This window comes from Glycomyces sp. NPDC047010 (genome assembly GCF_040644205.1).
Classification (GTDB): Bacteria; Actinomycetota; Actinomycetes; order Mycobacteriales; family Micromonosporaceae; genus Glycomyces.
Genome location: NZ_JBEYVY010000002.1, coordinates 590964 through 614024 on the forward strand (window position 1 = coordinate 590964; position 23061 = coordinate 614024).

The window sequence follows — 23061 nt, forward strand, 5'->3', positions numbered from 1 at the left end:
CATCGACACGCGTGCCGCAGGTCATCCGACATGAGCTAACGTCAAAGCACATCCAGCCCATCGATAACGACATGGAGGTAACCCCTATGGCGCTGTCCGGCGAGCAATGGGTGATCGCCTACAACGACCACGAGGCCACCATCGTCGCTGTCGGCGGCGGCGTGCGCTCGTACTCCTACCGCGGCCGACCGGTCGTCATGAGCTACGGCGACGAGGAGCTCGCCCCCGGCTGGTCCGGCCACGTCCTGGCCCCCTGGCCCAACCGCATCCGCGACGGCAAGTACGCCTTCGACGGCACCGACTACCAGCTCCCGGTCAACGAGATCGAGACCAACACCTCACTCCACGGGTTCGTCGCCTGGGCCGAATGGTCCGCCGTCGAGGTCACCGACACCTCGGTCACCCTCGAATGCCGCCTCCCGGCCCGCCTCGGCTACCCGTGGACGCTGCAACTGCGCACCCGCTGGTCCGTCGGCCCCGGCGGCCTCCGCGCCGCCCACACCGTCTCCAACCCCGGCACGAAGACCGCCCCCTTCGGACTGGGCACGCACTCGTACCTGATCCCGGGTTCGCTGGAGCGGATCGACGAGGCCACCCTCCACGTCCCGGCAGCGAAGAAGCTGCGGCTCGACAAGCAGCGCATCCCCGTCGGCTCCGGCGCCGGCGACTTCGACGAGCCCACCGTGCTCAAGGACCTCGTCGTCGACGACGCCTACGGCGACCTCAAGCGCGGCTCCGACGGCAAGGCCGAGGTCCGCCTCGCCGACCCCGTCTCCGGACAGGCCGTCACCGTGTGGATGGACGAGTCCTTCGGATGGGTGCACATCTACACCTCCGACGGCCTCGAAGGCGACCGCAAGCGCGCCTCCGTCGCCATCGAGCCGACCACCTGCCCGCCGAACGCTCTCGCCACCGGAGAGGATCTCATCGAGCTCTCCCCCAGCGAAGCGTGGTTCGGCGTCTGGGGCATCCGCCCCGAGTAGGAACCGCGAACGCGTACGAGGGACCGTCCCACCGGGACGGTCCCTCGCCGCATACCCGAACCAAATTCATCTCCACGAAGTTATCCACAGGCCCCCGACCTGCGGCTCCGCGAGTTATCCACAGCCCCGAAACTTTTCCTTGCCGCTCCCGGCCCCACCCGTCAAGGTTGCTCCAAGTCACGCGAACACCACCGAGCGTAGGAGCAACCATGGCCGCGATCCTCGACCGCCGCACCGCCACCGCCGCACCCGCGGCCGAATCCATCCTGGTCACCGCCGACGACCGCCTCGCCGAAGCCGTCCTCCCCGTCGCCGCCGCCGCAGGCCACCCGCTCCGCCGCATCGACCACGCCCCCGACGCCGCCGCGACCTGGCAGCGCGCCCCCGTCGTCCTCGTCGGACCCGACCTCGCCGCCGACTGCGTCGCACTCGACTTCCCCCCACGCGACCACATCGTCGTGTGCACCACCGTCACCTGGCTCGGCAACGACCCCACCGACGCCTCCGTCCTCTGGCCCATGGCGTTCCGCCTCCAGGCCACCGGCGTCATCGCACTCCCCGCCGCCGACGACTGGCTCCTCGACCTCCTCACCCGCACCGTCCGCGACACCGAACCCGCACCCGTCATCGCCGCCGTCGCCGGACACGGCGGCGCCGGCGCCTCCACCATCGCCCTCGCCGCCGCCAGCGGCGCCGCCCGCGACGGCCGCCGCACCGTCCTCATCGACCTCGACCGCACCGGCGGCGGCATCGACGCCGCCGCCGGACTCGCCTCCCAACCCGGCTGGCGCTGGCCCTCCCTCGCCGAGGGCTCCGGGCTCCTCGAACCGGAGCGGCTCCTCGACGGCCTCCCCCGCCGCGGCGGCCTCCACGTCGTCGGCCCCGACCCGCGCAACCCCGCCGACGTCCCGGCCGACGTGTTCGACCAGGTCCTGCGGGCCGCGCGGATCGCCGCCGACCTCGTCGTCGTGGACCTGCCCCGCGCCCGCACCGACGCGGCCGTCCGCGCCGTCACCGCGGCCCGCTCGGTCGCCGTCGCGATCGGACCGGGCGACCGGTCCTGGGAGGCCGCCCGCAGCGTCACCGCCGCCTACGGCCTCTACAACGCGCACCTCGGGGCGGTCCTGCGCGGCGACGCCCGCGCCCGACCGGCGGGCTTCACCTGGGACGGCCCGCGCGAAGCGGACTGGGCCGAACCGCCGGTGTGGGGCGCGCTCCCCACCGACCGGCGCCTCCCGGTGCTGCTGCGCCAGGGCCGCGTCCCGCGCGGGCGCCTCGCCCGCGCCGTCCACGACCTCACGGCCGAACTCAGCCGCGAACGCCCGCGCCGCGGCCTCGCCTGCACCGGGGCGACGCGATGAGCCTCGAACTGCTGGACCGGGTCCGGCGCCAGCTCGCGGCGCAGTCCCGGCCGGGCGGCCGCGGCTCCGCCACCGCGGAGATCGTCCGGGCCCTGCGCGACTCCGGCGCCGCCCCGCCCGACCAGGCGTCGCTCCTGCGGCTCTCGGAGTCGTTGAGCGGGGACCTCATCGGCGCGGGCCCGCTGCAACCGCTCCTCGACGACCCGGCGGTCACCGACGTGGTCGTCAACGGCGCGGGCGGCGTCTGGGCCGACCGCGGCGAGGGCCTGCGCCCCGTCGAGGTCCGCCTCGGCCGCCCCGACGCGGTCCGCTCCCTCGCCTGTCGCCTCGCCGCGGCGGCAGGGCGGCGCCTCGACGCGGGCAGCCCGTACGCGGATGTGCGGCTCCCGGACGGCACCCGCTTCCACGCCGTCCTCCCGCCGATCGCCACCGCCGGGCCGTACCTGTCGTTCCGCACCCACCGGTCGAAGGCGTTCACGCTGACGCAGCTGGTCGAAGCGGACACGCTCACCGCCGACATGGCCGACCTGCTGCTCCGCATCGTCAGGGCACGGCTCCCGTTCCTGGTCACAGGCGGAACCGGGTCCGGCAAGACGACGCTGCTGGCGAGTCTGCTGTCGAACGCGCCGCGCACGGAACGCATCGTCATCGTCGAGGACGCCGCCGAACTCGCCCTCGACCACCCGCACGCGCTCACGCTCGAATCCCGCCCCGCGAACGTCGAGGGCGCCGGGGCGGTCGACCTCGCGGCCCTGGTCCGCCAGGCCCTGCGGATGCGGCCCGACCGGATCATCGTCGGCGAATGCCGCGGCGCCGAGGTCGTGGAACTGCTGGGCGCCTTGAACACCGGGCACGAGGGCGGTGCGGGGACGCTCCACTGCAACACCGCCGCCGACGTCCCCGCCCGGCTGGAGGCACTCGCCCTCCCGCACGGCCTCCCGCGGGCCGGGCTCCACGCCCAGCTCGTCGCCGCCCTGCGCGTCGTCGTCCACCTGCGGCGCACCGGCACCGGCCGCCAGGCCGCCGAGATCGCCGTCATCGAGACCGGGCCCGCCGGTCTCGCCGTCACCACCGCCTGGACCCGCCACGGGCCCGGCGGGTCCGCCGGAATCCTCGAACGCCTGCTGAGGGAGCGAACCGCATGACCGCCATCGCCAACGCCCTGATCACCCACCGGCCCAAGACCACCGCCACCTGCATCGCCCTGAGTGCGGCGCTCCTCGCCGCCTGGCTCGCCGGATACCGCCACCAGGGCGGCCTCGGCCTCCTCGCGGCCGCCAACGCCGGCCTCGCCGCCGCCGTCTACGCCGCGGCCGCCGCGATCTCCTGGCACCGGGCCCTGCGGCGAAAACGACGGCGCGAGGCGGACCGGGCCGCCGCCGACACGGTCGCCTACCTCGCCGCCGACCTCACCGCGGGCACCGACCCGCTCCACGCGCTCGCCTCGGCCGAACCCGACTGGCCCGCCGAGGCCACCGCCACCGCGACCCGCCTGCGCGCCGCGCTCACGATCGCCGCCGAACTCGGCGCGCCCGCCGCGGACCTGTGCCGCCGCCTCGCCGAGCACCTCCGCGAGACCGAGCAGTCGACCGCCCGCGCCTACGCCCAGACCGCGTCGATCCGCGCCACCGCCGCACTGCTCATCGCCCTCCCCGCCGCCGGAGTCGCCTTCGGGGAGCTCCTCGGCGCGCAGCCGCTCGCGTTCCTCCTCGCGAACCCGCTCGGCATGGCGGCAGGCGCGACCGCCATGGGCCTCCAGGCCGCGGGACTCGCGTGGACCGGGGCCCTCATCAACTCCGTCGGACCGGGAGGCGCGTCATGATCCGCCGCCTCGTCGGACCGCTCCTGGGCGTCCTCGTCGCCGTCGTCGTCGGCGGACCGATCGGCGTCCTCGCGGGCTTCGCCGCCTGGTGGCTCGCCGCCCGGCTCCTGCGGCTCGACCCCGACCGCACCGAACGGGCCGCCGCAGACCGGCTCGCCCCGGCCTGGCCGTGGACCCTCGACCTCATCGCGGCCGGGCTGCGCTCCGGCGCCCCGTTCCCGCACGTCGCCTTCACGGTCGCCGACACCGAGGACCCGGCGATGGCCGAACGCCTCAACCGGTTCGCCGGAGCGATCCACCTCGGCGCCACCGCGTCCGAGGCGCTCCCCGAACTCGGCAGGCTCCCCGGCGCCGCCCGCCTCGCCCGCCAGCTCGACCGCTCCGGCGACACCGGCGCCGCCGTCGCCGGGGGACTCGAACAGCTCGCCGCATCACTGCGCGCCGAGCAGCGCACCAGGACCGACGAACGCGCCGGACGCGCCGCAGTGGCCCTCGTCGGCCCCCTGTGCCTGTGCTTCCTGCCCGCGTTCGTCGTCGCCGGAATCGGACCTGTGGTCCTCGGCGTCGTCGCCGAGACCCTGGCGCCCGGACTCTGACCCACCGCAACCGAAGAGAGGACACCGCAATGCGAGCCGACACCCGAACCGCCGACCGACCCGCCGCCCTCCAGGCATCCTGCCGACCCGACTCGATCCGCTGGCCCACCTGCCGCACCGCGACCTGCAACGCCCCCAGGTGCAAAGCGTTCCGCGACGACCGCGAACACGACGACCTCGACGAACCCACCGTCCGCATCGCCGCGGCCCCCGTCGACGCCCCGGCCTGGTCCCCCGGTTCCAACCGCGCCCGCACGCCCATCACCGCCGAGGACCCGCAGGTCCCCGACGACCGCCCGGCCACCCGCTACCACCGCCCCGGCCCCGACGAACCCGACGAATGGCGCCCCGGCCGCATGCGCGCCGCCGCGAAACCGAGCTGGGGCGGCAGGTTCGCGTCCCGCATGCGCGGCGACAGCGGCATGAGCACCGCCGAATACGCCCTCGGCACGCTCGCCGCGGTCGCCTTCGCGGGCATCCTCATGAAGGTCCTCACCTCCGGCCCCGTCGAGGCCGCCCTCCAGGCCCTCATCGAACAGGCCCTCTCATGAACGCGCCCAATAGGACCCGGCCCCCCACGAGCCGACCGCCCGACCGCCGGGCCCGCGACGACCCCCGGCAACGCGGGTTCGTCACCGCCGAGACGGCGGCGGCCCTCCCCGCGGTGGTCGCGGTCCTCGCGCTCGGGCTGTGGGCGGTGTCGGCGGTCGGACTGAAGGTCCGGGCGATCGACGCGGCCAACAGCGCCGCCATCGCCGCCGCCCGCGGCGAGGACCCGCACGCGGTCGCCGACGCCTACCTGCCCGACGGCGCCACGGTCGCGGTCTCCGAGGACGGCGACCTCGCCCGCGCGGTCGTCACCGCCCCGACCCGGCCGCTCGGCCCGCTCACACCGGCGCTGACGGTCACCGCGACCGCCGTGGCACCGCTCGAACCGGGACTGGGCCCATGAACCGAACCGGCCCCGACCCGGGCACCCGGGAGCGCGGCACCCGGCGGCCCCGGTCCACCGGCGAGCAGGGATCGGCGACGGTCCTGGCCGCCGGGGTGGCGGCGGCACTGGTCGCCGCCGCGGTGGCCTTCACCGCGCTCGGCCAGGCCGGAGCCGCCCGCCACCGCGCCCAGGGAGCGGCCGACGCCGCCGCCCTCGCGGGCGCCAACCGGGTCCTCTTCGGAGAAGCGGACGCCTGCGGCGCCGCGAGGGCGATCGTCGACCGCACCGCGACCGAGTTCGTCCGCTGCGACGTCAACGGCCTCGAAGTCACGGTCCACGTCAACGAGACCCCCACCGGCCTCCCGCAGCTCCTCGGCCCCGCCAGGGCCGTCTCCCGAGCGGGCCCGGTGACCATCGAATAACCGAACCAACCTGCCCCCGGCGGCCAAGGCCAGGCCGCCGGGGGACCGGAAAGAAGAACACAGGCTTGACGAGTAATCGGTGTGCTGGTCGGCGGAGGGTGGGCACGGGGAGGGGGAGGGGCCCCGGAATCCGTCCGCCTCGGGCCCGGCTCCGCCGCTCGCCGATCCCCGCCCCGCCGCGTTCGATCATTCGCCGCGAGCCGCGAGCCGCGAGCCGCGAGCCGCGAGCCGCGAGCCGCGAGCCGCGAGCCGCGCCCGGGATTCCGGGTCCGGGAATCCGGGTGCGGCCGAGGACCCTCCGCGCCCCCGGCGGGAGCTCTCCGGGAGGCGTGAAAGCGCTGCCAGAGCAGGGAATGAGGTGGTTTGGTCACACTCCCGAGTGTCGAGGGGCTGGAGGGTCGCCCGGCAGGCCGCGGGCTGTCTACACTCGCGCAATGGAGAAACACCGTTCTTCACCTGACCAGGTGACCGCGACCCGGTCGCCCGGCCGCCGCACATACCTCATGTGCCGCCCCGCCTACTACGCGGTCGAGTACGCCATCAATCCCTGGATGGACACCACCGCCCCCGTCGACGCCGCCCTCGCTTGCGCCCAGTGGGAAGAGCTCGCCGACATCTACACGGCCCTCGGCCACGAGGTCCTCCGCCTCGAACCCGAGCCCGGCCTCCCCGACATGGTCTACGCCGCCAACGGCGCCTTCGTCGTCGACGGCATCGCCTACGGCGCCAGCTTCCGACACCCCGAACGCCGCCCCGAGGCCGACTCCCACGAGAAGTGGTACCGCACCTCCGGCTGGACCTTCGCCGAGCCCGAGCACATCAACGAAGGCGAAGGCGACTTCACCTACCTGCCTGGCCGCGAACTCGTCCTCGCCGGATGGGGCTTCCGCACCGATGCCCGCGCCCACGCCGAGGCCGCCGACGTGTTTGGCCGCCAAGTCGTCTCCCTGCGCCTCGTCGACCCCCGCTACTACCACCTCGACACCGCCCTCGCCCCCCTCGACGACCACAACATCGCCTACTACCCCGACGCCTTCGCCCCCGGCAGCCGCCTCCTCCTCGAACGGCTCTTCCCCGACGCCGTCATCGCCGACGCAGAGGACGCCGCCGGGTTCGGCCTCAACTTCGTCTCCGACGGCCGCAACGTCGTCATCAACGCCGAAGCCGAGGCCATGGCGCGCAAAGTGGACGACGCCGGGTACACGCCCGTCCCCGTCGACCTCTCCGAGCTCAAGAAGGGCGGCGGCTCCGTCAAGTGCTGCACCGCCGAACTCCGCCGGTAGGACGAACCGAGCGGCCCTGAACGCGTAGACCACGCAAGGGGGCCGGTGCGACGACTAGTCGCACCGGCCCCCTTCGTCAACCGCGAGAAGCACTTCGAGGGTGCGGGCCGCGCCCTGCCACGGCAGGCGTCCAACCGCCGCCGCGGTCCGCACCCTGGTCACAGGCCGGGCCCGCGAAGGCCCGGCGGTCGGGTAATGCCGCGGCCAGCGTCGGCGCCGGGCCCACCGGGCCCGGCCGCACCGGTCCGGGCGAAGGCCGCACCGCGTTCACCGGCGCCGGACGCGGCGACGGCACCTGCCCCCGCGGACCCTCGATCGCCCGCACCGCCGGACCCTCGATCGCCCGGACCGCCGGGCGCACCAGCCGCTCCAGGCGGACCGTGTCGCTCATCGGGAGCGGACTCCGCGGATGCCCGCCCGCCTCCGGGAAGATCGCGCCGGCGAGCGGCGCGGGGACGACCGGGAAGACGCCGCTGGGGGACACGAGCGGGTTCGGCCGCTGCGGCTGCCGGGGCCGCCCGGCGGGCCGGGCCATGACCTTCGGGCGGCGGAACGCCCGCGCGAGCAGCGCGTCCACCCGCCACACCCGCTTGGCGTGGCTCGCGGGGAGCCAGAAGTGCCAGCGGTGCGGCTCGGTCGCGCCGGGGCCTTCCAGGACCGTGAAGTTGAGTTCGACGCCGGGACCGGCCGGGTCGGCCGACCAGCGGAGGTTCTCGATCGCCGCGACCGGCGCGTCGAGGCACAGGCGCACGCGGCCGAGCAGCCGCGACTGCCGGGTCACCACCAGGCGCTCGCCCGTGAGCATGAGGACGTGGTCGCCGCTGCCGAGACCGTCGGAGCCGACGCAGCGGCTCAGCAGCGACACCTGGTCGCCGGTCCGGATGTTGCGGCGAAGGAGTGGAACGTGCCGGGACAGCGCGGTCGTGGTCAGGCCCGCTTCGGCCGAACTCGCGAGCATGCTGCGAGAGAAGAGATCCATTTGCTTGTACCCCACCTAGATCCGTGCGCGTCCCGATCGCTCGGGGACGCGCCCTCAAAGGGGGTAACGGCAATCCGCATATGCAGGTTACGGCTGCGGGGTGGCCTTCCCCACATCTCACCCCTTCGGGCGAGCGGGTTCGGCGGAGTGCAGAGTGCTGGGGTAGGGCGGGGGTCAGTCGCCGTCGCCGGTCGGAAGCTCTTGGGGGGCTTCGAGATCGAGTTCCACTTCGAATTCCACTTCGAGTTCGGGGTCCAGCCGGGCGCCGTCGCTGCTCCAGCCGCCGTGGTCCCAGTCGTCCCAGCCGCCTTCCCAGCCGCCGTCGTTCCAGTCCTGGTCCCAGTCGCCGTGGTCCCAGTCGTTCCCGGCGTCCCCGCCGTCGTCCTCTTCGTCCTCGCCCGGGGTCTCGCCGGACTCCTCCGGCCCGCACGGGTCCTCGTCCACCGGCACCAGGCGCGGCGGCTCGGCCTCCTCGCCGCCTTCCTCACCGCCCTCCTCGACGGGCGCGCCGGGGGCCTCCTCGGGCTCGCGTTCGTGCTGCTGGACCAGCTCGGCCTGCGGTTCGGCGGCCACGGGCTCGACGCCCTCACCGGGCTCGGCCAGACCGCCCGGGACGGGCTCGGCCCCGGCGATGCCCTCGATCTCCCCGGGGGTCGCCGGGGGCTCGTCGCCCTCGATGACGACCGTCCCGGACTCGATCTCCACGGGCTCGGCGCCGTCGTCGCCCGTGTAGAGCCCGCGCGTGAAGGTCCATCCGACCATCGCGAAGGACGCCACCGTGCCGGCGCTGATCCCCACCAGGGCGAACCAGATCCCCACCGGCCAGCGTCCCCCCTGGTCGCTGCCTCTGCCGTGCACTGCGTGCTCCTTCCCGCCACCCCCGTGCGACGAAACGGCCGTTCAGGGCCGATGATGTCGATGATCGACAGCCCTCGGCTACTCAGTGTCAGACTTCAGTCCCGAATAGTAATCGGGTGAAGGGTGTGACGCGCACCGCCCAGGGCTTTGGGATGCTTGGATGTACCGGAATACGAATATGAGGAGGCATCAATGGGCGACACACAGCGTCCAGCCAAGAAGGCGGTCAAGAGCCGTCCGAAACCCGCCTCGACGAACGAACCACAGTTCGTGCAGCTGCTCTCACCCGAAGGGCGGCGCGTCAAGCATCCCGACTACGACATCGACCTGAGCGACGAGGAGTACCGCGGCCTCTACCGCGACCTCGTCATCACCCGCGAACTGGACGCCCAGGGCACCGCCCTCCAGCGCCAGGGGCAGCTCGGCCTGTGGCCGAGCCTCCTCGGCCAGGAGGCCGCCCAGGTCGGCTCCGGCAGGGCCCTGCGGGCCCAGGACACCGTCTTCCCGGCCTACCGGGAGCTCGGCGTCCAGTGGTGCCGCGGCATCGACCTGATCTCGTCGTTCGCGCTGTTCCGCGGCGTCGACCTCGGCGGCCGCGACACGGTCGCCGACCGGTTCAACATGTACGCGATCGTCATCGCCTCGCAGACCCTCCACGCCGCCGGGTACGCCATGGGCGTCGCCATGGACGGCGCGGTCGGCACCGAGGACGGCGAGGCCGTCATCGTCTACCACGGCGACGGCGCCACCAGCGAGGGCGACTTCAACGAGGCGCTCGTGTGGGCCGGGGTGTTCAACTCCCCGCTGGTGTTCTTCTGCCAGAACAACCAGTACGCGATCTCCGAGACCAACGCGCGCCAGTTCCGGCTCCCGCCGTACCGCCGCGCCGAGGGCTTCGGCGTCCCCGGGATCTTCGTGGACGGCAACGACGTCCTCGCGACCTACGCGGTCACCCGGGGCGCGCTCGACCGCGCCCGCGGCGGCGAGGGCCCCAGCCTCGTCGAGGCGTACACGTACCGGATGCAGCCGCACACCACGTCCGACGACGCCACCCGCTACCGCGACGAGGCCGAGCTGGACTTCTGGCGCGCGAAGGACCCGGTGGTCCGCTACCGCAAGTGGCTGGCGGCCGAGGGGCTCGCCGACGAGGCGTACTTCGCCGCGATCGACACCGAGGCCGGCGAGCAGGTCCGGGCGCTGCGCGCCCGGGTCATGGCCCTGACCGACCCGGAGGTGTCCGAGATGTTCGACAACGTGTACGCCCAGATGCCGCAGGGCATCGCGGACCAGCGCGCCGAGGCCGTCGAGTTCCAGGCCTCCCTTGAGAACGGGAGCGACGCCCGATGACCACGATGTCCATGATCAAGGGCCTCAACGAGGGCCTCCGCCGCGTACTCGAAGACCAGCCGAAGTCGCTGGTGATGGGCGAGGACGTGGGCCGCCTCGGCGGCGTGTTCCGCGTGACCGACGGCCTCCAGAAGGACTTCGGCTCCGACCGCATCATCGACACCCCGCTCGCCGAGTCGGGGATCATCGGCACCGCGATCGGCCTCGCCATGCGCGGCTACCGGCCGATCTGCGAGATCCAGTTCGACGGCTTCGTCTACCCCGCGTTCGACCAGCTCGTCTCCCAGCTCGCGAAGATCCCCAACCGCTCCGGCGGCCGCATCCGCCTCCCCGTCGTCGTCCGCATCCCCTACGGCGGCGGCATCGGCGCGATCGAGCACCACTCCGAGTCCCCCGAGGCGTACTTCGCGCACACCGCGGGCCTGAAGGTCGTCACCTGCTCCAACCCCGCCGACGCCTACTGGATGATCCAGCAGGCCGCCGCCGGGGACGACCCGGTGGTCTTCTTCGAGCCCAAGCGCCGCTACCACGGGAAGGGCGAGGTCGACACCGAGACGGCCGGGCTCGACCTGTACCGGGCGCGCACCGTCCGCGAGGGCCGCACCGCGACGCTCATCGCCTACGGCCCCACCGTGGACGTGGCCGAGAACGCCGCCAAGGCCGCCGCCGAGGAGGGCCTCGACCTGGAGGTCGTCGACCTGCGGTCGCTGTCCCCGATCGACTGGGAGCCGCTGTTCGCGTCGGTCCGCAAGACCGGCCGGGCCGTGGTCGTCCACGAGGCTCCCGGGAACGTCGGCATCGGCGCGGAGGTCGCCGCCCGCCTCACCGAGGAGTGCTTCTACTCCCTGGAGGCGCCCGTCCTGCGGGTCACCGGCTACGACGTGCCCTACCCGGCGAGCCGCCTCGAAGACGACTACCTTCCGAACCTGGACCGCGTCCTCGACGCCGTCGACCGGTCCCTGGAGCACTGAGGAGGCGAACATGGGACAGAAGATCACGTTCAACCTGCCCGACCTCGGTGAGGGCCTCACCGAGGGCGAGGTCGCCGCGTGGCTCGTGGAGCCCGGCGGCGAGGTCAAGCTCAACCAGCCGTTCGTCGAGGTCGAGACCGCGAAGGCGCTCGTCGAGGTCCCCAGCCCGTACGACGGGGTGCTCGCCGAGCACCACGCCGTCGCCGGGGAGACCGTCGACGTCGGCAAGCCGCTGGCGACCTTCGAGGTCGAGGGGGCCGACGCGCCGCCCGAGGTCAAGAAGGACGAGCGCACGCCGAACCTCGTGGGCTACGGCGCCCGCGAGGCTGGCTCCAAGCGCCGCAAGCGCAAGGGCGCGCCCGTCGCCGAGACGCCGGCGCCGCCCGCGCGGTCGCTGGCGCCGGTGACCCCGCCGTCGGTGATCACGCCGTCGTTCACGCCGCCCCCGGTGGAGGCCGCCCCGGTCCCCGCCGCCGCGGCGCCGTCCGGCCCGGTGCTCGCCAAGCCGCCGGTCCGCAAGCTCGCCAAGGACCTCGGCGTGGACCTCGCGTCGGTCGTGCCGACCGGCCCGAACGGGACGGTCTCGCGCGCCGACGTCGAGGCGGCCGTCGCGGGCCCGGCCCCGGCCGCCCCGCAGCGGGTCGCCGCCGCGGCGGAGGACCAGCGCATCCCCATCAAGGGCGTGCGGAAGCTGACGGCGCAGAACATGGTCGCGTCGGCGTTCACCGCGCCGCACGTCACCGTGTTCCTGACCTGCGACGTCACCGGCATGATGGACACCGTCAAGGAGTTCAGGGCGCGCCGGGAGTTCGCCGACGTCAAGGTCACGCCGCTCCTGTTCGTGGCCAAGGCGGTCCTGCTGGCCGCCCGCCGCCACCCGATGATCAACGCCCGCTGGGACGAGGCCGCCCAGGAGATCGTCGTCAAGCACGACGTGAACCTCGGCATCGCCGCCGCCACCCCGCGCGGCCTGGTCGTCCCGAACGTCAAGGCCGCCCAGGACCTGAGCCTGGTCGAGCTGGCCGACGCCATCGGCTCGCTCGCCCGGACCGCGAGGGAGGGGCGGACCACCCCGGCCGACATGATGGGTGGCACGATCTCGATCTCCAACGTCGGCGTCTTCGGCGTCGACACGGGCACCCCGATCCTGCCTCCGGGCGAGTCGGCGATCCTCGTGTTCGGCGCGGTCCGGCCGCAGCCGTGGGTCCACGAGGGCGAGATCGCCGTGCGCCAGGTGACGACGCTCGGGCTGTCGTTCGACCACCGACTCATCGACGGGGAGCTCGGTTCGCAGTTCCTCGCCGACGTGGGCGCGTTCCTATCGCACCCTGGGGAAACGCTGCTCGCCTGGACGTGACCAAGCGCACCAGCGAATCGTTGGCGGAACTTACCGTTCGGTGTTGTAATTGAGGCACGGAAACAACGGGGAAACATATCTTCCAAGTTTCCGTGTCTCAGTTCCGACGGAGCTCGCAAGCCGAGTACCGAAGGATCCAAGGGACCGCGAACTTTTCTCCTCCAACTGGTGTGGATGACAGCGCCGAGTCGCCACACCGCGGAGACCCTCTCCAGGGGGTTCTCACACCGGCCGGGCGCCGCGTTTGCCATGAGGGGTGGGCAACCGTGCGCGCCCGGCCTTTTCTCTGCCCTCAGGGCGGCTTCCCCCTTTTCTCCCGTTCTGCCGCAGGACCGCGTTCTCCGTGCCCGCTTAACCCTGTCGAGTGATCGTTGGCGCCGCTGCGGTACCGTGTTGCCGTCTGGCGTGCCCCCAAGACGCCAGGCCGGAAGCAGCATTGAGGAGCAGCCGTGACCTCCGAGCAAGGCAACCCGCCAGCAAAGGGCGAGGCCCCCGACGACCAGGGCACTGTCGACCCGGGCGACGTCGAGAAGAGCGCTGCCGAGGGCGGCACCGCTGAAGGCGGTGCGGCCGAGGGCAGTCCGGTCGAGACGGGCGCCGAGCAGCCCGCGGCCGAGACGGGCCCGGCAGGGCAGGCCGACCCGGCCCCCGCCGAACCGGAGAGTCCCCCCGCCGCGGCCGACGAGCCGCCGGCCCCCGCTGCCGAACCCGAGGCCCCGGCCGAGCCGGTCCCCGCGGAGACCGCTCCCGTAGCCGAGGCCGCACCCGAGCCTGAGGCGCCGCAGGCGGCCCCCGAGGCCCCTCCGGTCGACGAGGGCGCGACGCAGTCCGTCCCGGCGTCCATCGACGTGGACGTGCCGCCCGCTCCGGCGGCCGACGCCCCCGCGCAGGTCCCGCCCGCCGCGTTCGAGGCCCCTGCGGCCCAGTCGTCGCCTCCGGGCCCGCAGTTCGACAGCGGCCCGCAGTTCGATGAGGACGGGACGCAGATCCTGCGCCTGGGCCCGTCGCAGCCGCAGCAGCCGGTGGCCGACCCGGTCGAGGAGAGCACGCAGGTCCTTCCGCCGCAGGGCATCTCGGGCTTCAACGCCCCGGCCCCGTACGGCGAGCAGGCCGCCCCGAGCCCCTCTCCCGCGGCCCAGCCTCCTGCAAATCCGGCGGCGTGGCCCTCGCCCCCGCCGAACCCGCTCGCGAACCAGGCCCAGCCGGGCCCGGCGGCCGTCCCGCCGCCGCCCCCGGTCCAGCCCTACCAGCAGCCGCAGCAGCCGTACCAGCAGCAGCCCCCGGCGGCCTACCAGCCGCCCGCGGGCCCGCCGCCGACCCAGTCGGACGACACGCAGAAGCTCATCATCGGCGCGCACAACCCGTACAGCGAGCCGCCGGCCCCGCCGTCGGCGTACGGTTCGCCCGCGCAGCCGTCGCAGCCGCAGGCCGCCCCGCAGTACTCGCAGCCGGGCATGCCGCCCGGCTCGGTCCCGCCGCCCGGCCAGTACCCGCCGGCGCCCGCCGCCACCAGCGGCGGCGGCCGCAAGAAGGGCCTCGTCCCGATCCTCGCCGCCGTGGGCGCGCTGGTCGTGATCGCCGCGGCCGTGGGCGTCTACTTCCTGCTGTTCGCGGCCCCGAAGTTCGAGGAGGGCGGCTGCGTCCGCCACACCTCGGGCGACCAGGCCGAGGCGGTCGACTGCGCCGACGCGGTGGACGGCGAGGACTACGAGATCGTGGACAAGGTCGGCGACGGCCAGGAGTGCGCCGACGCGGGCCGCGAGACCCTCACGGTCGGCGACGACGTCTACTGCCTGAGCGTCCTCGGCGGCACCGACGAGGGCGGCGACGGCGGCGGCGAGGCCACCGAGTCCCCCTCAGAGGAATAAACAACCCGGCAAACCGGCTGATATCCCGCTTTATCGCGATAAATCCGGTCTAAGGGACCCCTGGCGTAAAAGTACCGCAGGGGTATGACATCACGGCGCGGGCCGGTGGCACCCCCACCGGCCCGCGCCGCTGTGTGAGCCTCGTTCACGTCCGGGCCGAGCAGGGGATCGGGGACGGCCGCGCGAGCTAGGCTCGGGCCGTGACCACGTCCTCCAGCGCCGAATCCACCAGCGACACCGCCACCGGCGACGCCGCCGCGAAGCCCGCCCCGAAGGCGCAGTCGCGCGTCCGCGCGGCCCGCCTCGAAGGCCGCGGCTGGCTCAACACCGGCGGCGCGCAGCTCGACCTCGACAGCCTCAAGGGCAAGATCGCCGTGCTCGACTTCTGGACGTTCTGCTGCATCAACTGCCTCCACGTCCTTGACGAGCTGCGCCCCCTCGAAGCGAAGTACGGCGACGCCGTCGTCGTCATCGGCGTCCACTCCCCGAAGTTCGAGCACGAGCGCGACCCGCAGGCCCTCGCCGCCGCCGTCGAGCGCTACGGCGTCGAGCACCCCGTGCTCGACGACCCCGACCTGAAGACCTGGGACGCCTACGCCGCCCGCGCCTGGCCGACCCTCGTCGTCCTCGACCCCGAGGGCTACGTCGTCTCCACCATGGCCGGCGAAGGCCACGCCGAGGCCCTCGACCGCATCATCGGCGGCCTCGTCGAGACCCACACCGCCAAGGGGACCCTCGACCCCGAGGGCAGCCCGTACGTGGCCGCCGCACCCGCCGAGACCGCGCTCCGCTTCCCCGGCAAGGCCATCGCGCTCCCGGGCGGCGACGTCCTCGTCAGCGACTCCGCCCGCCACCGCCTCGTGCGCCTCGCACCCGATCTTTCCACTGTCAAGGACGTCATCGGGACCGGCGAGCGGGGCCGCGCCGACGGCACCGCCCCCGAGTTCAACGAGCCGCAGGGCCTCGTGCTCCTCCCCGAGGACGTCGCCGCCGCGGCCGGGTACGACCTCGTCGTCGCCGACACCGTCAACCACCTCCTGCGCGGCGTCGACCTCGCCACCGGCACCGCGACCACCGTCGCCGGGACCGGCCGCCAGTGGCGCATGGACGACGGCGACGGCACCGCCCTCGACACCGACCTGTCCTCCCCGTGGGACCTCGCCTGGTACGACGGCAAAGTCGTCGTCGCCATGGCCGGCATCCACCAGCTGTGGGCCTTCGACCCCGCCGCCCGCACCGTCGGCGCGTACGCCGGGACCACCGTCGAGTCCCTCAAGGACGGCCCCCTCGACCAGGTGTGGATGGCCCAGCCCTCCGGCCTCGCCGTCGGCGCCGGGCCGGACGGCGGCGAGCGCCTGTGGATCGCCGACTCCGAGACCTCCGCGCTCCGGTACGTCGAGGACGGCGCGATGCGCACCGTCGTCGGCCAGGGCCTGTTCGACTTCGGGCACGTCGACGGCCCCGCCGCCGACGCCCTCATGCAGCACCCCCTCGGCGTCGCCGTCCTCCCCGACGGCCGCATCGCCGTCGCCGACACCTACAACGGCGCCCTGCGCGCCTACGACCCGCGCACCGGCGAGGTCGCGACCCTCGCGTCCGGGCTCGCCGAACCCAGCGACGTCCTTCCGCTGGGGGACAGGGTGGTCGTGGTCGAGTCCGCCGCGCACCGCCTCGCCGTCCCCGACCTGAGCGAGGCCGCCGTCTCCGGGCAGCACCACCGCGTCACCCGCAAGCGCACCAAGGTCGCCCCCGGGCGCCTCCGTCTCGACGTGCTCTTCGAGCCCGCCCCGGGGCAGAAGCTCGACTACACGTACGGATCGCCCGTCCAGGTGACCGTGTCCGCCGACCCGCCGCAGCTCCTCGCCGAGGGCGCGGGCCGCACTGAGGACCTCACCCGCGAACTCGTCCTCGCCGAAGGCATCGGGAAAGGCGTCCTCCAGGTCGTCGCGCAGGCCGCGACCTGCGACGCCGAGGCCGAGCACCCCGCGTGCCACCTCACCCGCCAGGACTGGGGCGTGCCCGTGGAGATCACCGGGGACGGGGTGTCGACGCTCAAGCTCGTGCTGCGATCCTGAGACGGGCGGTCCGGGGACGCCGCTATTTCCGCCGCCGCGGGTGTGTCATGAATCCGTGCGCGGCTCGCGGCGCAATAGGTTGTTCCGGATCGCACCATCCACAGGGCACATCAGGGAGGAATCCGCAGTGATCGCCGACGTCGAGGAGCGCTACGCCGAATACGAGAACTGGCTGGTGCTGAACGCCGCCGACCAGATCGTCACCGTGGGCCGCATGCTGGAGCAGCAGGTCCGCACCCTCGAATACCTCACCCCCGACCACGTCGCCGCGCTCGCCTCCTTCGAACCGGACCTTTCCGGTATTCGGTCGAACGGGTAGTCAAACCCGACCGTTCAGTCGATATTCACCTGTATCGATCGGAGTAACGTCGGCCCGGACGCGGCTGGCGGCGTCCCTCCGGGCAGCGGGCAGGGCCCGCACCGGAGCAGGCGCCCCCCGACGCGCGAGGGCCGTCCCGGCGCCGGCGCGCCCCCGGGTCCGTCCGCGAGGGTGGACCCACCGGGGGCGGGCCGTCGAACGGGCACTCAACGGGCACTGAGCAATACCTGGTATCACCGCGCCGGGACGGCCCCGGACCCGGTCGCTACGCTGAAAGCGAAGTCGCGTCCCGGCGGCTCTGCGCCGCAGCCCCGCGCTGATACGGTCGATGCGTGGAATCTTTCGAGCGGCCCTTCGGCGACGAGTCCGGCCCGGTCCAAGCCCCTATGCACCCCGCATGGATCCGCATCATGCCGTGCAGCATCGAGCTGTTCCGCACCGTCCCCTCCCTCAACCCGTTCCCCGCCGGATGGTGGGCCGACGCCTTCCCCGAGGACGACATCTGGAACGAGCCCGTCTGGTGCGACCCGGGCGACGTCGACGACTGGATCGCCGAGGCGTCCGAGCACCACCTGGGCGCGTCCCCCGAGGTCGTCGAGAAGGAGGCCCGCGAGGAGTACGACCGGGCCACCGCCGAGCGCTCCGAGCGCATCGACACGTTCACCACCCACTGCCGCCGCGCCGGACTGCCCGTCCCCCACACCGTGCGCGACCTCCTCGAATTCCTCCTCGCCCTGGGCCTGTACCGCTCCGAGCAGCGCGACGGCGCCATGTACGTCGCCCCGCAGCTGTACATCAACCCGTTCGACGTGCTCTCCTTCGACAAGCTCGAAGCGATCGAGGAGGCCGCCGACCAGCGCGGGGACCTCGAAGAGCTCACGGCGATCGCGATCCGCCGGGTCGGCGGCGTCGACTACGAGTTCGACGACGAGGGCCGGTTCGTGCTGCCGGGGAACGCGAAGTCCGCCACCGTGGACGTCTCGCTCGCGGCGCTCGCCGAGGACGCGGGCGTCCCGGCGCCGGTGATCCGCGGGATGCTCATGGAGCTCGCCGAGGACGGGGACGTCGCGGGCTCGGTCGACCTGGGCGCCGTCCCGGTCGGGGACCAGTTCACGCTCACCGCCTCGGACGACCTGCTCGGCGGGTACCCGAACGACGAGCTGCTGCCGCCCGAGCACGCCTGAGCGGCCCGTCCGCGGGGTGACCGCCGACGCAGTCCCGTTCACTGCCAGTTCACCTGTTCGCCGCCCGTCGTGCACCTCCATGGCGAACCATGAGGGCAGGACACGTTAACGGCGGTTGACGATCGGTGATAGGAGCACGCGTGACCGTGAACGAGACTGGTACGAGGGCCAAGGCGCCCATCGCGGGCCTGGCCCCGCAGGGCCGGACGGCCTCGCCCGTCGCCACCGAGACCGTCATCGAGCTCAAGGGCGTGGGCGTGCACTACGGGAAGGCGCACGCGGTCCGCGACGTCTCCCTGCCGGTCGCCCGGAACCAGATCACCGCGATGATCGGCCCGTCGGGCTGCGGCAAGTCCACCGTGCTGCGGTCGATCAACCGCATGAACGACCTCATCCCGGGCGCGAAGGTCACCGGCGGGATCACCTACCACGGCAAGGACATCTACGGCTCCGGGGTCGACCCGATCGCCGTGCGCCGCCACATCGGCATGGTGTTCCAGAAGGCCAACCCGTTCCCGAAGTCGATCTTCGACAACGTCGCGTACGGCCTGCGGATCAACGGCATGAAGGACAACCTCGCAGACCGGGTCGAGCAGGCGCTTCGCGGCGCGGCCCTGTGGGACGAGGTCAAGGACAACCTGAAGAAGAGCGCCCTGGCGCTCTCGGGCGGGCAGCAGCAGCGCCTGTGCATCGCGCGCGCGATCGCCGTGCAGCCGGAGGTCCTGCTCATGGACGAGCCGTGCTCGGCGCTCGACCCGATCGCGACGGCCCGCATCGAGGAGCTCATGAACGAGCTCGTCAAGGACTACACGATCGTCATCGTCACGCACAACATGCAGCAGGCGGCGCGCGTCTCCGACGCGACGGCGTTCTACTCCGCGGACGTGGACGACGCGGGCGAGCGGTTCGGCTTCCTCGTCGAGTTCGACGAGACGCAGCGGCTGTTCTCCAACCCGTCCGACTCCCGCACCGAGGACTACATCACCGGCCGCTTCGGCTAGGCCGGCTTCGACGCCGACGGCGGCGCGACCCTCGCGGGTCGCGCCGCCGTTTCGCGTTCCCCGGGAAGCGCGACAGGGGCGCATCTCGGGGACGCGGACGGGGGCGGCCCGCAGGCCGCCCCCGTCCGTCTTGTCAGTGACTAGATCGTCTTGCCGGTGTCTAGACGTCGTCGCCGCAGAGGATCGCGGAGGTGCGGCCCTCCGGGTCGGTGACCTGCCAGTACCAGGAGCCGCCGCAGGTGGCCTGCTCGCCGGCCTCCTCCTTGGACATGGCGACGGGGGTGTCGATGTTGACGACCCCGACGACCACGTACTGGGCGAGCGCGGAGGAGCACTCCACGGTCCACCAGGAGTCGGCGTCGTAGAAGCAGTCGCCCTCGGCGGGCACGTACGGCGTGTTCGCGGGCTCGCTCGGGTCGGCCGCGCCGGTCGCCTTGATGCAGTACAGGGAGTCGAGTGACCCGGACGAGTACACGTAGTGCCAGTTCGTCCACAGCTCGCCGGGGTGGAGGACGGCCCAGTCGTCGCCGCACAGGGCCTTCGCGGCGGTGAAGTCCGTCAGGTTCCCCTCGTCGTCGACGGCCACGTCGGCGACGTCGTACGACTGGGCGGTGATCTCCCAGAACGCGGTCGCGTCGGCGCAGTCGAGGAGCTCCAGGCCGTCGCCGTACCCGCCGTCGGCGATCACGGGCTCGTACGGGAGGCACTGGCCGACCTCGGAGTCGGTCTGCTCCTCCCCGGTCGTGGCCTCGTCGCTGGGGCTCGCGTCGTCGGAGGGCGACGCCTCCTCGGAGGTGGTGGGGTCGGCGGCCTCGTCCTTGTCGTCCTTGTTCATGTTCATGACGACCAGGAGCGCCCCGCCGAGGACCAGGACGAGCGCCCCGACGATGATGCCGCCGATGAGCCCGTAGTTGCGCTTCGGCGGCTCGGGCGGCAGCATCGGCGGCCCATACGACGTGGGCGGCTCGTACGGCGGCTGCCCGCCGCCGCCCGCCTGCCCGGCGCTGAACTGCGGCGCGCTGCCGTACTGCGGAGGCTGCTGGGGCTGCTGCGGCTGGCCCCCGTACGGGTTCTGGCCGCCGTTGTACGGCGACTGGTAGCCGTACCCGGGGGTCTGCGGCTGCTCAGGCGGTGGGCCGTAATTGGGAGGGACCGTCATGCAAGCCACGCTATAGCGCTTTGTCAACAGCCGCCGCGCGGAGGGCCAAACCTGTGAAGGAAACTCGCAGGCCGGAAGGGGGAACCGTCCTTGACGGGCCGGTCCGTCACCGGTGCGAGGTGACGCACCTCGCGGGGGCGGTCGGCCCGGGCGGCCGGTTCAGAGCGCGTCCGGGAGGACCAGCACCCTCTCGACCGTGTAGTCCTCCATCGCCGACCGCACGCCCTCGCGTCCGATGCCCGAGGCCTTCGATCCGCCGTACGGCATCTGGTCGGCCCGGAACGAGGGCACGTCGCCGATGACGACGCCGCCCACGTCGAGGGTCCGGTGGGCGAGCATCGCCTGCGGGAGCCGGTCGGTGAACACGCCCGCCTGGAGCCCGTACCGCGAGTCGTTGACCGCGGCCAGGCCCGCCTCGAAGCTGTCGACTGATCCGAGGACCAGGACCGGTCCGAACACCTCCTCGCGCAGGACCTTCGCGTCGGCGCGCACGTCGGCGAGCACGGTCGGCTCGACCAGGGCGCCCTGGCGGGGCCCGCCGCCGCACAGGACCTTCGCGCCCTCGTCCACGGCCTCCTCGATCCACGACTGGACCCGCTCGGCCGCGTCGGCGGAGATGAGCGGCCCCACTTTGCAGGACGGGTCGTTGGGGTCGCCCGAGGGCAGGGCCTTGACCTGCTCGACGATGCGGTTCGCCATGTCGGCGTAGGCGGGCGCCTCGATGAACACCCGCTGCACCGCGATGCACGACTGGCCGGCCTGGTAGTTCCCGAACACGGCGATCCGCTCGGCGGCCCAGTCCCGCTTCGGGTAGTCGGCGGCCACGAGGGCCGCGCCGTTCCCGCCCAGTTCGAGCGTCACGTGCTTGCCGGGGACCTTCTGCCGGATCTGGCGGCCCACCGGGCCCGAGCCGGTGAACGAGACGACGGGCAGCCGCGGGTCCTCCACGAGCTGGTCGGCGCGGTGGTTGGGGACCGGCAGGACCGAGAGCATCGCCGGGGGCAGGTCGGTCTCGGAGAACAGCGCCCCCAGGTGGAGGGAGGACAGCGGGGTCGCCGGGGCGGGCTTGAGGACGATCGGGCAGCCCGCGGCGACCGCCGGGGCCACCTTGTGCGCCACCAGGTTCAGCGGGAAGTTGAACGGGGTGATCCCCAGGACCGGGCCCCGCGGGAAGCGCCGCACCAGGGCGAGGCGGCCCTCCGCGGTCGCGTCCGTGTCGAGGCGCTGCACCTCGCCGCCGAACCGCCGCGCTTCCTCTGCGGCCCAACGGAACACCGACACGGCGCGGCGCACCTCGATGCGCGCCCACGCGATCGGCTTGCCCGACTCGGCGGTGATGAGCTCCGCGCACGTCTCGGACTCCTCGTCGAGGCGCCGCCGCACGTGGTCGAGGGCCTCGGCCCGCACGTGCGCGGGCAGCGCCGCGCACTCCGCGGCCGCCCCCGAGGCGGCGGCGACGGCGGCCTCCACCTGCCCGGCCGTCGCCCACGAGGTGGCGCCCACCGGTGAGTCGTCGAAGGGGTGGGTGACGAAGAACTCCTCCTCGCCGTGCTGGGGACGTCCCGCCACCCAGATGGGCGAAACGGGACGGAGACGCTGCGACATGGCTCCAGCCTACGGGTTCCGCCGACCGCGGTGCTGCCGTTGGGGCCCGCGAATCCGCGCCGCCCCCGCCGGGCCCGCAAGGGGCCCTGCGGGCTCCGCAACCCGGGTGCGCCCATTTGCCCGGTCAAGGCATGATGAGGGCATGAGTGAACAGCAATCAGGTGCGGGGTACCCGCAGCAGCCGGTCTCCGGCCAGCCCGGGCAGCCCTACCCCCAGGCGCCCTACGCCTCGCCCCAGGCGCAGTACCAGGCCCAGCAGCAGTACGCGGCCTACGCCCCGCCGGCCCCGTCGCTGTTCGACAAGCTCGGCGTCCCCTCGGTTCCCGCGATCCTCGGCCTCTCCGGCCTCGGCGCCCTGGCCCTGTCCGGCCTCATCACCGGCACCAGCGACGGCACCGACCTCCAGGTGGACGTGGCCGCGGCCCTGTTCGGGCTCCCGTCGGTCCTCACCGCCGTGATCGTCATGTTCGCACTGGCCCTGTTCGGCGGCGAGAAGCTGCGCTCGCTGTGGAAGTCGCTCACGGTGGCCGGCACGGGCGTGTTCCTCGCCGGGTTCCTGTACGACCTGCTGTCGCTGCCCGACGGGTCGTCCGGTTCGGACGCCTCCGCTTGGATCGGCGCGCTCCTTCTGGTCGGCGCGTACGCCCTGTTCACCGCGGGCGCGCTCCTGGTCCCCGGGAAGGCCGCCGCACCCGCGGCCCCCGCCGCCCCGGCGTACCCGACCGGGCAGCAGCCCGCGGTCCCGCCGGCCGCCGCGCCGCAGACCCAGCAGAACCAGTGGCCGCAGGCGCCGCAGCAGTAAGCCGCACTCAGGCAGCCGAAGAGGCGGGGGGGGGGCGGGCGGTGGGGGCGGAGGTTCTCGCCCGGGGCCGGCGGGAGGGAGGGATGGATAGTGGGGAGCGGGCCCCCCGCCAGAGGGTGGGAGCGAAGGGAGGGC

At 73.4% G+C, this 23061-nt stretch carries 22 protein-coding genes; 18 read left to right on the forward strand and 4 right to left on the reverse strand.

The features are described 5' to 3' along the window. Window positions 1–71 precede the first annotated feature (71 nt). The 9 genes from AB0A65_RS06300 (at window position 72) to ddaH (ending at window position 7401) form a co-directional block, all read left to right on the forward strand. Window positions 72–983, forward strand: coding sequence for an aldose 1-epimerase family protein (locus AB0A65_RS06300; protein ID WP_359947093.1), 912 nt, complete (start codon window positions 72–74; stop codon window positions 981–983). A 209-nt stretch (window positions 984–1192) separates the two neighbouring features. Continuing rightward, a complete protein-coding gene (ssd, locus tag AB0A65_RS06305; RefSeq protein ID WP_359947096.1) occupies window positions 1193–2344 on the forward strand; it encodes a septum site-determining protein Ssd in 1152 nt (383 codons plus the stop codon). After that, window positions 2341–3489, forward strand: coding sequence for a TadA family conjugal transfer-associated ATPase (locus tag AB0A65_RS06310; protein WP_359947099.1), 1149 nt, complete (start codon window positions 2341–2343; stop codon window positions 3487–3489). Before ssd ends, AB0A65_RS06310 begins: the two co-directional genes overlap by 4 nt. Then, on the forward strand, window positions 3486–4166 hold the full coding sequence (locus AB0A65_RS06315) for a type II secretion system F family protein (RefSeq protein WP_359947102.1): 681 nt from the start codon (window positions 3486–3488) through the stop codon (window positions 4164–4166). Before AB0A65_RS06310 ends, AB0A65_RS06315 begins: the two co-directional genes overlap by 4 nt. Next, window positions 4163–4762, forward strand: coding sequence for a type II secretion system F family protein (locus AB0A65_RS06320; RefSeq protein ID WP_359947104.1), 600 nt, complete (start codon window positions 4163–4165; stop codon window positions 4760–4762). Before AB0A65_RS06315 ends, AB0A65_RS06320 begins: the two co-directional genes overlap by 4 nt. Before the next feature lie 29 nt (window positions 4763–4791). Next, window positions 4792–5313 (forward strand): DUF4244 domain-containing protein, encoded by a 522-nt coding sequence (locus AB0A65_RS06325; protein WP_359947107.1) that lies wholly within the window; start codon window positions 4792–4794, stop codon window positions 5311–5313. Then, window positions 5310–5714: a TadE family type IV pilus minor pilin gene (locus tag AB0A65_RS06330; protein ID WP_359947109.1), complete on the forward strand. Its 405-nt coding sequence runs from the start codon at window positions 5310–5312 to the stop codon at window positions 5712–5714. The genes AB0A65_RS06325 and AB0A65_RS06330 overlap by 4 nt, the downstream gene beginning before the upstream one ends. Continuing rightward, window positions 5711–6118 (forward strand): Rv3654c family TadE-like protein, encoded by a 408-nt coding sequence (locus AB0A65_RS06335; RefSeq protein ID WP_359947112.1) that lies wholly within the window; start codon window positions 5711–5713, stop codon window positions 6116–6118. Before AB0A65_RS06330 ends, AB0A65_RS06335 begins: the two co-directional genes overlap by 4 nt. A 434-nt stretch (window positions 6119–6552) precedes the next feature. Then, window positions 6553–7401, forward strand: coding sequence for a dimethylargininase (ddaH, locus tag AB0A65_RS06340; protein WP_359947115.1), 849 nt, complete (start codon window positions 6553–6555; stop codon window positions 7399–7401). A 76-nt stretch (window positions 7402–7477) separates the two neighbouring features. Here ddaH and AB0A65_RS06345 read toward each other — a convergent pair whose 3' ends face one another. Together AB0A65_RS06345 and AB0A65_RS06350 are read right to left on the reverse strand one after the other, a co-directional pair. Beyond that, the gene (locus AB0A65_RS06345; protein WP_359947118.1) at window positions 7478–8359 is read right to left on the reverse strand and encodes a hypothetical protein; all 882 of its coding nucleotides are present in this window, start codon (window positions 8357–8359) and stop codon (window positions 7478–7480) included. Window positions 8360–8554: 195 nt separating this feature from the next. Continuing rightward, entirely contained in the window at window positions 8555–9238 is a 684-nt protein-coding gene (locus tag AB0A65_RS06350; protein WP_359947121.1) for a hypothetical protein, read from the reverse strand. 192 nt (window positions 9239–9430) lie between these two features. On the opposite strand from AB0A65_RS06350, the gene pdhA reads away from it, so the two are divergent. The 8 genes from pdhA (at window position 9431) to pstB (ending at window position 19360) form a co-directional block, all read left to right on the forward strand. Continuing rightward, on the forward strand, window positions 9431–10585 hold the full coding sequence (pdhA, locus tag AB0A65_RS06355; protein ID WP_359947124.1) for a pyruvate dehydrogenase (acetyl-transferring) E1 component subunit alpha: 1155 nt from the start codon (window positions 9431–9433) through the stop codon (window positions 10583–10585). Continuing rightward, a complete protein-coding gene (locus AB0A65_RS06360; protein WP_359947127.1) occupies window positions 10582–11556 on the forward strand; it encodes an alpha-ketoacid dehydrogenase subunit beta in 975 nt (324 codons plus the stop codon). Before pdhA ends, AB0A65_RS06360 begins: the two co-directional genes overlap by 4 nt. Window positions 11557–11566: 10 nt before the next feature. Then, the gene (locus tag AB0A65_RS06365) at window positions 11567–12913 is read left to right on the forward strand and encodes a dihydrolipoamide acetyltransferase family protein (protein ID WP_359947129.1); all 1347 of its coding nucleotides are present in this window, start codon (window positions 11567–11569) and stop codon (window positions 12911–12913) included. Window positions 12914–13362: 449 nt separating this feature from the next. Continuing rightward, entirely contained in the window at window positions 13363–14781 is a 1419-nt protein-coding gene (locus AB0A65_RS06370; protein ID WP_359947134.1) for a hypothetical protein, read from the forward strand. A gap of 200 nt (window positions 14782–14981) precedes the next feature. Continuing rightward, a complete protein-coding gene (locus tag AB0A65_RS06375; RefSeq protein ID WP_359947137.1) occupies window positions 14982–16856 on the forward strand; it encodes an NHL domain-containing thioredoxin family protein in 1875 nt (624 codons plus the stop codon). Window positions 16857–16983: 127 nt separating this feature from the next. Beyond that, a complete protein-coding gene (locus AB0A65_RS06380) occupies window positions 16984–17175 on the forward strand; it encodes a hypothetical protein (protein ID WP_359947141.1) in 192 nt (63 codons plus the stop codon). Between the two features lie 332 nt (window positions 17176–17507). Next, window positions 17508–18359: a DUF6042 family protein gene (locus AB0A65_RS06385; RefSeq protein WP_359947144.1), complete on the forward strand. Its 852-nt coding sequence runs from the start codon at window positions 17508–17510 to the stop codon at window positions 18357–18359. 179 nt (window positions 18360–18538) lie between these two features. Next, window positions 18539–19360: a phosphate ABC transporter ATP-binding protein PstB gene (gene pstB / locus AB0A65_RS06390; RefSeq protein WP_359947226.1), complete on the forward strand. Its 822-nt coding sequence runs from the start codon at window positions 18539–18541 to the stop codon at window positions 19358–19360. A gap of 160 nt (window positions 19361–19520) precedes the next feature. Here pstB and AB0A65_RS06395 read toward each other — a convergent pair whose 3' ends face one another. After that, window positions 19521–20519 carry a hypothetical protein gene (locus AB0A65_RS06395; protein ID WP_359947147.1) on the reverse strand — a complete coding sequence of 333 codons (999 nt, stop codon included), beginning with the start codon at window positions 20517–20519 and terminating at the stop codon, window positions 19521–19523. A 159-nt stretch (window positions 20520–20678) separates the two neighbouring features. Then, the gene (locus tag AB0A65_RS06400) at window positions 20679–22124 is read right to left on the reverse strand and encodes an aldehyde dehydrogenase family protein (RefSeq protein ID WP_359947151.1); all 1446 of its coding nucleotides are present in this window, start codon (window positions 22122–22124) and stop codon (window positions 20679–20681) included. A gap of 142 nt (window positions 22125–22266) precedes the next feature. On the opposite strand from AB0A65_RS06400, the gene AB0A65_RS06405 reads away from it, so the two are divergent. Then, complete coding sequence (locus AB0A65_RS06405) at window positions 22267–22926, forward strand: hypothetical protein (protein WP_359947154.1); 660 nt, start codon at window positions 22267–22269, stop codon at window positions 22924–22926. Window positions 22927–23061: the final 135 nt, after the last annotated feature.

Coding starts and splice junctions, on each gene's coding strand:
- AB0A65_RS06365 (WP_359947129.1), top strand. CDS start 11,567: ATGGGACAGAAGATCACGTTCAACCTGCCCGACCTCGGTGAGGGCCTC.
- AB0A65_RS06345 (WP_359947118.1), bottom strand. CDS start 8,359: ATGCTCGCGAGTTCGGCCGAAGCGGGCCTGACCACGACCGCGCTGTCC.
- ssd (WP_359947096.1), top strand. CDS start 1,193: ATGGCCGCGATCCTCGACCGCCGCACCGCCACCGCCGCACCCGCGGCC.
- AB0A65_RS06335 (WP_359947112.1), top strand. CDS start 5,711: ATGAACCGAACCGGCCCCGACCCGGGCACCCGGGAGCGCGGCACCCGG.
- AB0A65_RS06300 (WP_359947093.1), top strand. CDS start 72: ATGGAGGTAACCCCTATGGCGCTGTCCGGCGAGCAATGGGTGATCGCC.
- AB0A65_RS06395 (WP_359947147.1), bottom strand. CDS start 20,519: ATGACGGTCCCTCCCAATTACGGCCCACCGCCTGAGCAGCCGCAGACC.
- AB0A65_RS06320 (WP_359947104.1), top strand. CDS start 4,163: ATGATCCGCCGCCTCGTCGGACCGCTCCTGGGCGTCCTCGTCGCCGTC.
- AB0A65_RS06315 (WP_359947102.1), top strand. CDS start 3,486: ATGACCGCCATCGCCAACGCCCTGATCACCCACCGGCCCAAGACCACC.
- AB0A65_RS06400 (WP_359947151.1), bottom strand. CDS start 22,124: ATGTCGCAGCGTCTCCGTCCCGTTTCGCCCATCTGGGTGGCGGGACGT.
- ddaH (WP_359947115.1), top strand. CDS start 6,553: ATGGAGAAACACCGTTCTTCACCTGACCAGGTGACCGCGACCCGGTCG.
- AB0A65_RS06325 (WP_359947107.1), top strand. CDS start 4,792: ATGCGAGCCGACACCCGAACCGCCGACCGACCCGCCGCCCTCCAGGCA.
- pdhA (WP_359947124.1), top strand. CDS start 9,431: ATGGGCGACACACAGCGTCCAGCCAAGAAGGCGGTCAAGAGCCGTCCG.
- AB0A65_RS06360 (WP_359947127.1), top strand. CDS start 10,582: ATGACCACGATGTCCATGATCAAGGGCCTCAACGAGGGCCTCCGCCGC.
- AB0A65_RS06330 (WP_359947109.1), top strand. CDS start 5,310: ATGAACGCGCCCAATAGGACCCGGCCCCCCACGAGCCGACCGCCCGAC.
- AB0A65_RS06405 (WP_359947154.1), top strand. CDS start 22,267: ATGAGTGAACAGCAATCAGGTGCGGGGTACCCGCAGCAGCCGGTCTCC.
- AB0A65_RS06310 (WP_359947099.1), top strand. CDS start 2,341: ATGAGCCTCGAACTGCTGGACCGGGTCCGGCGCCAGCTCGCGGCGCAG.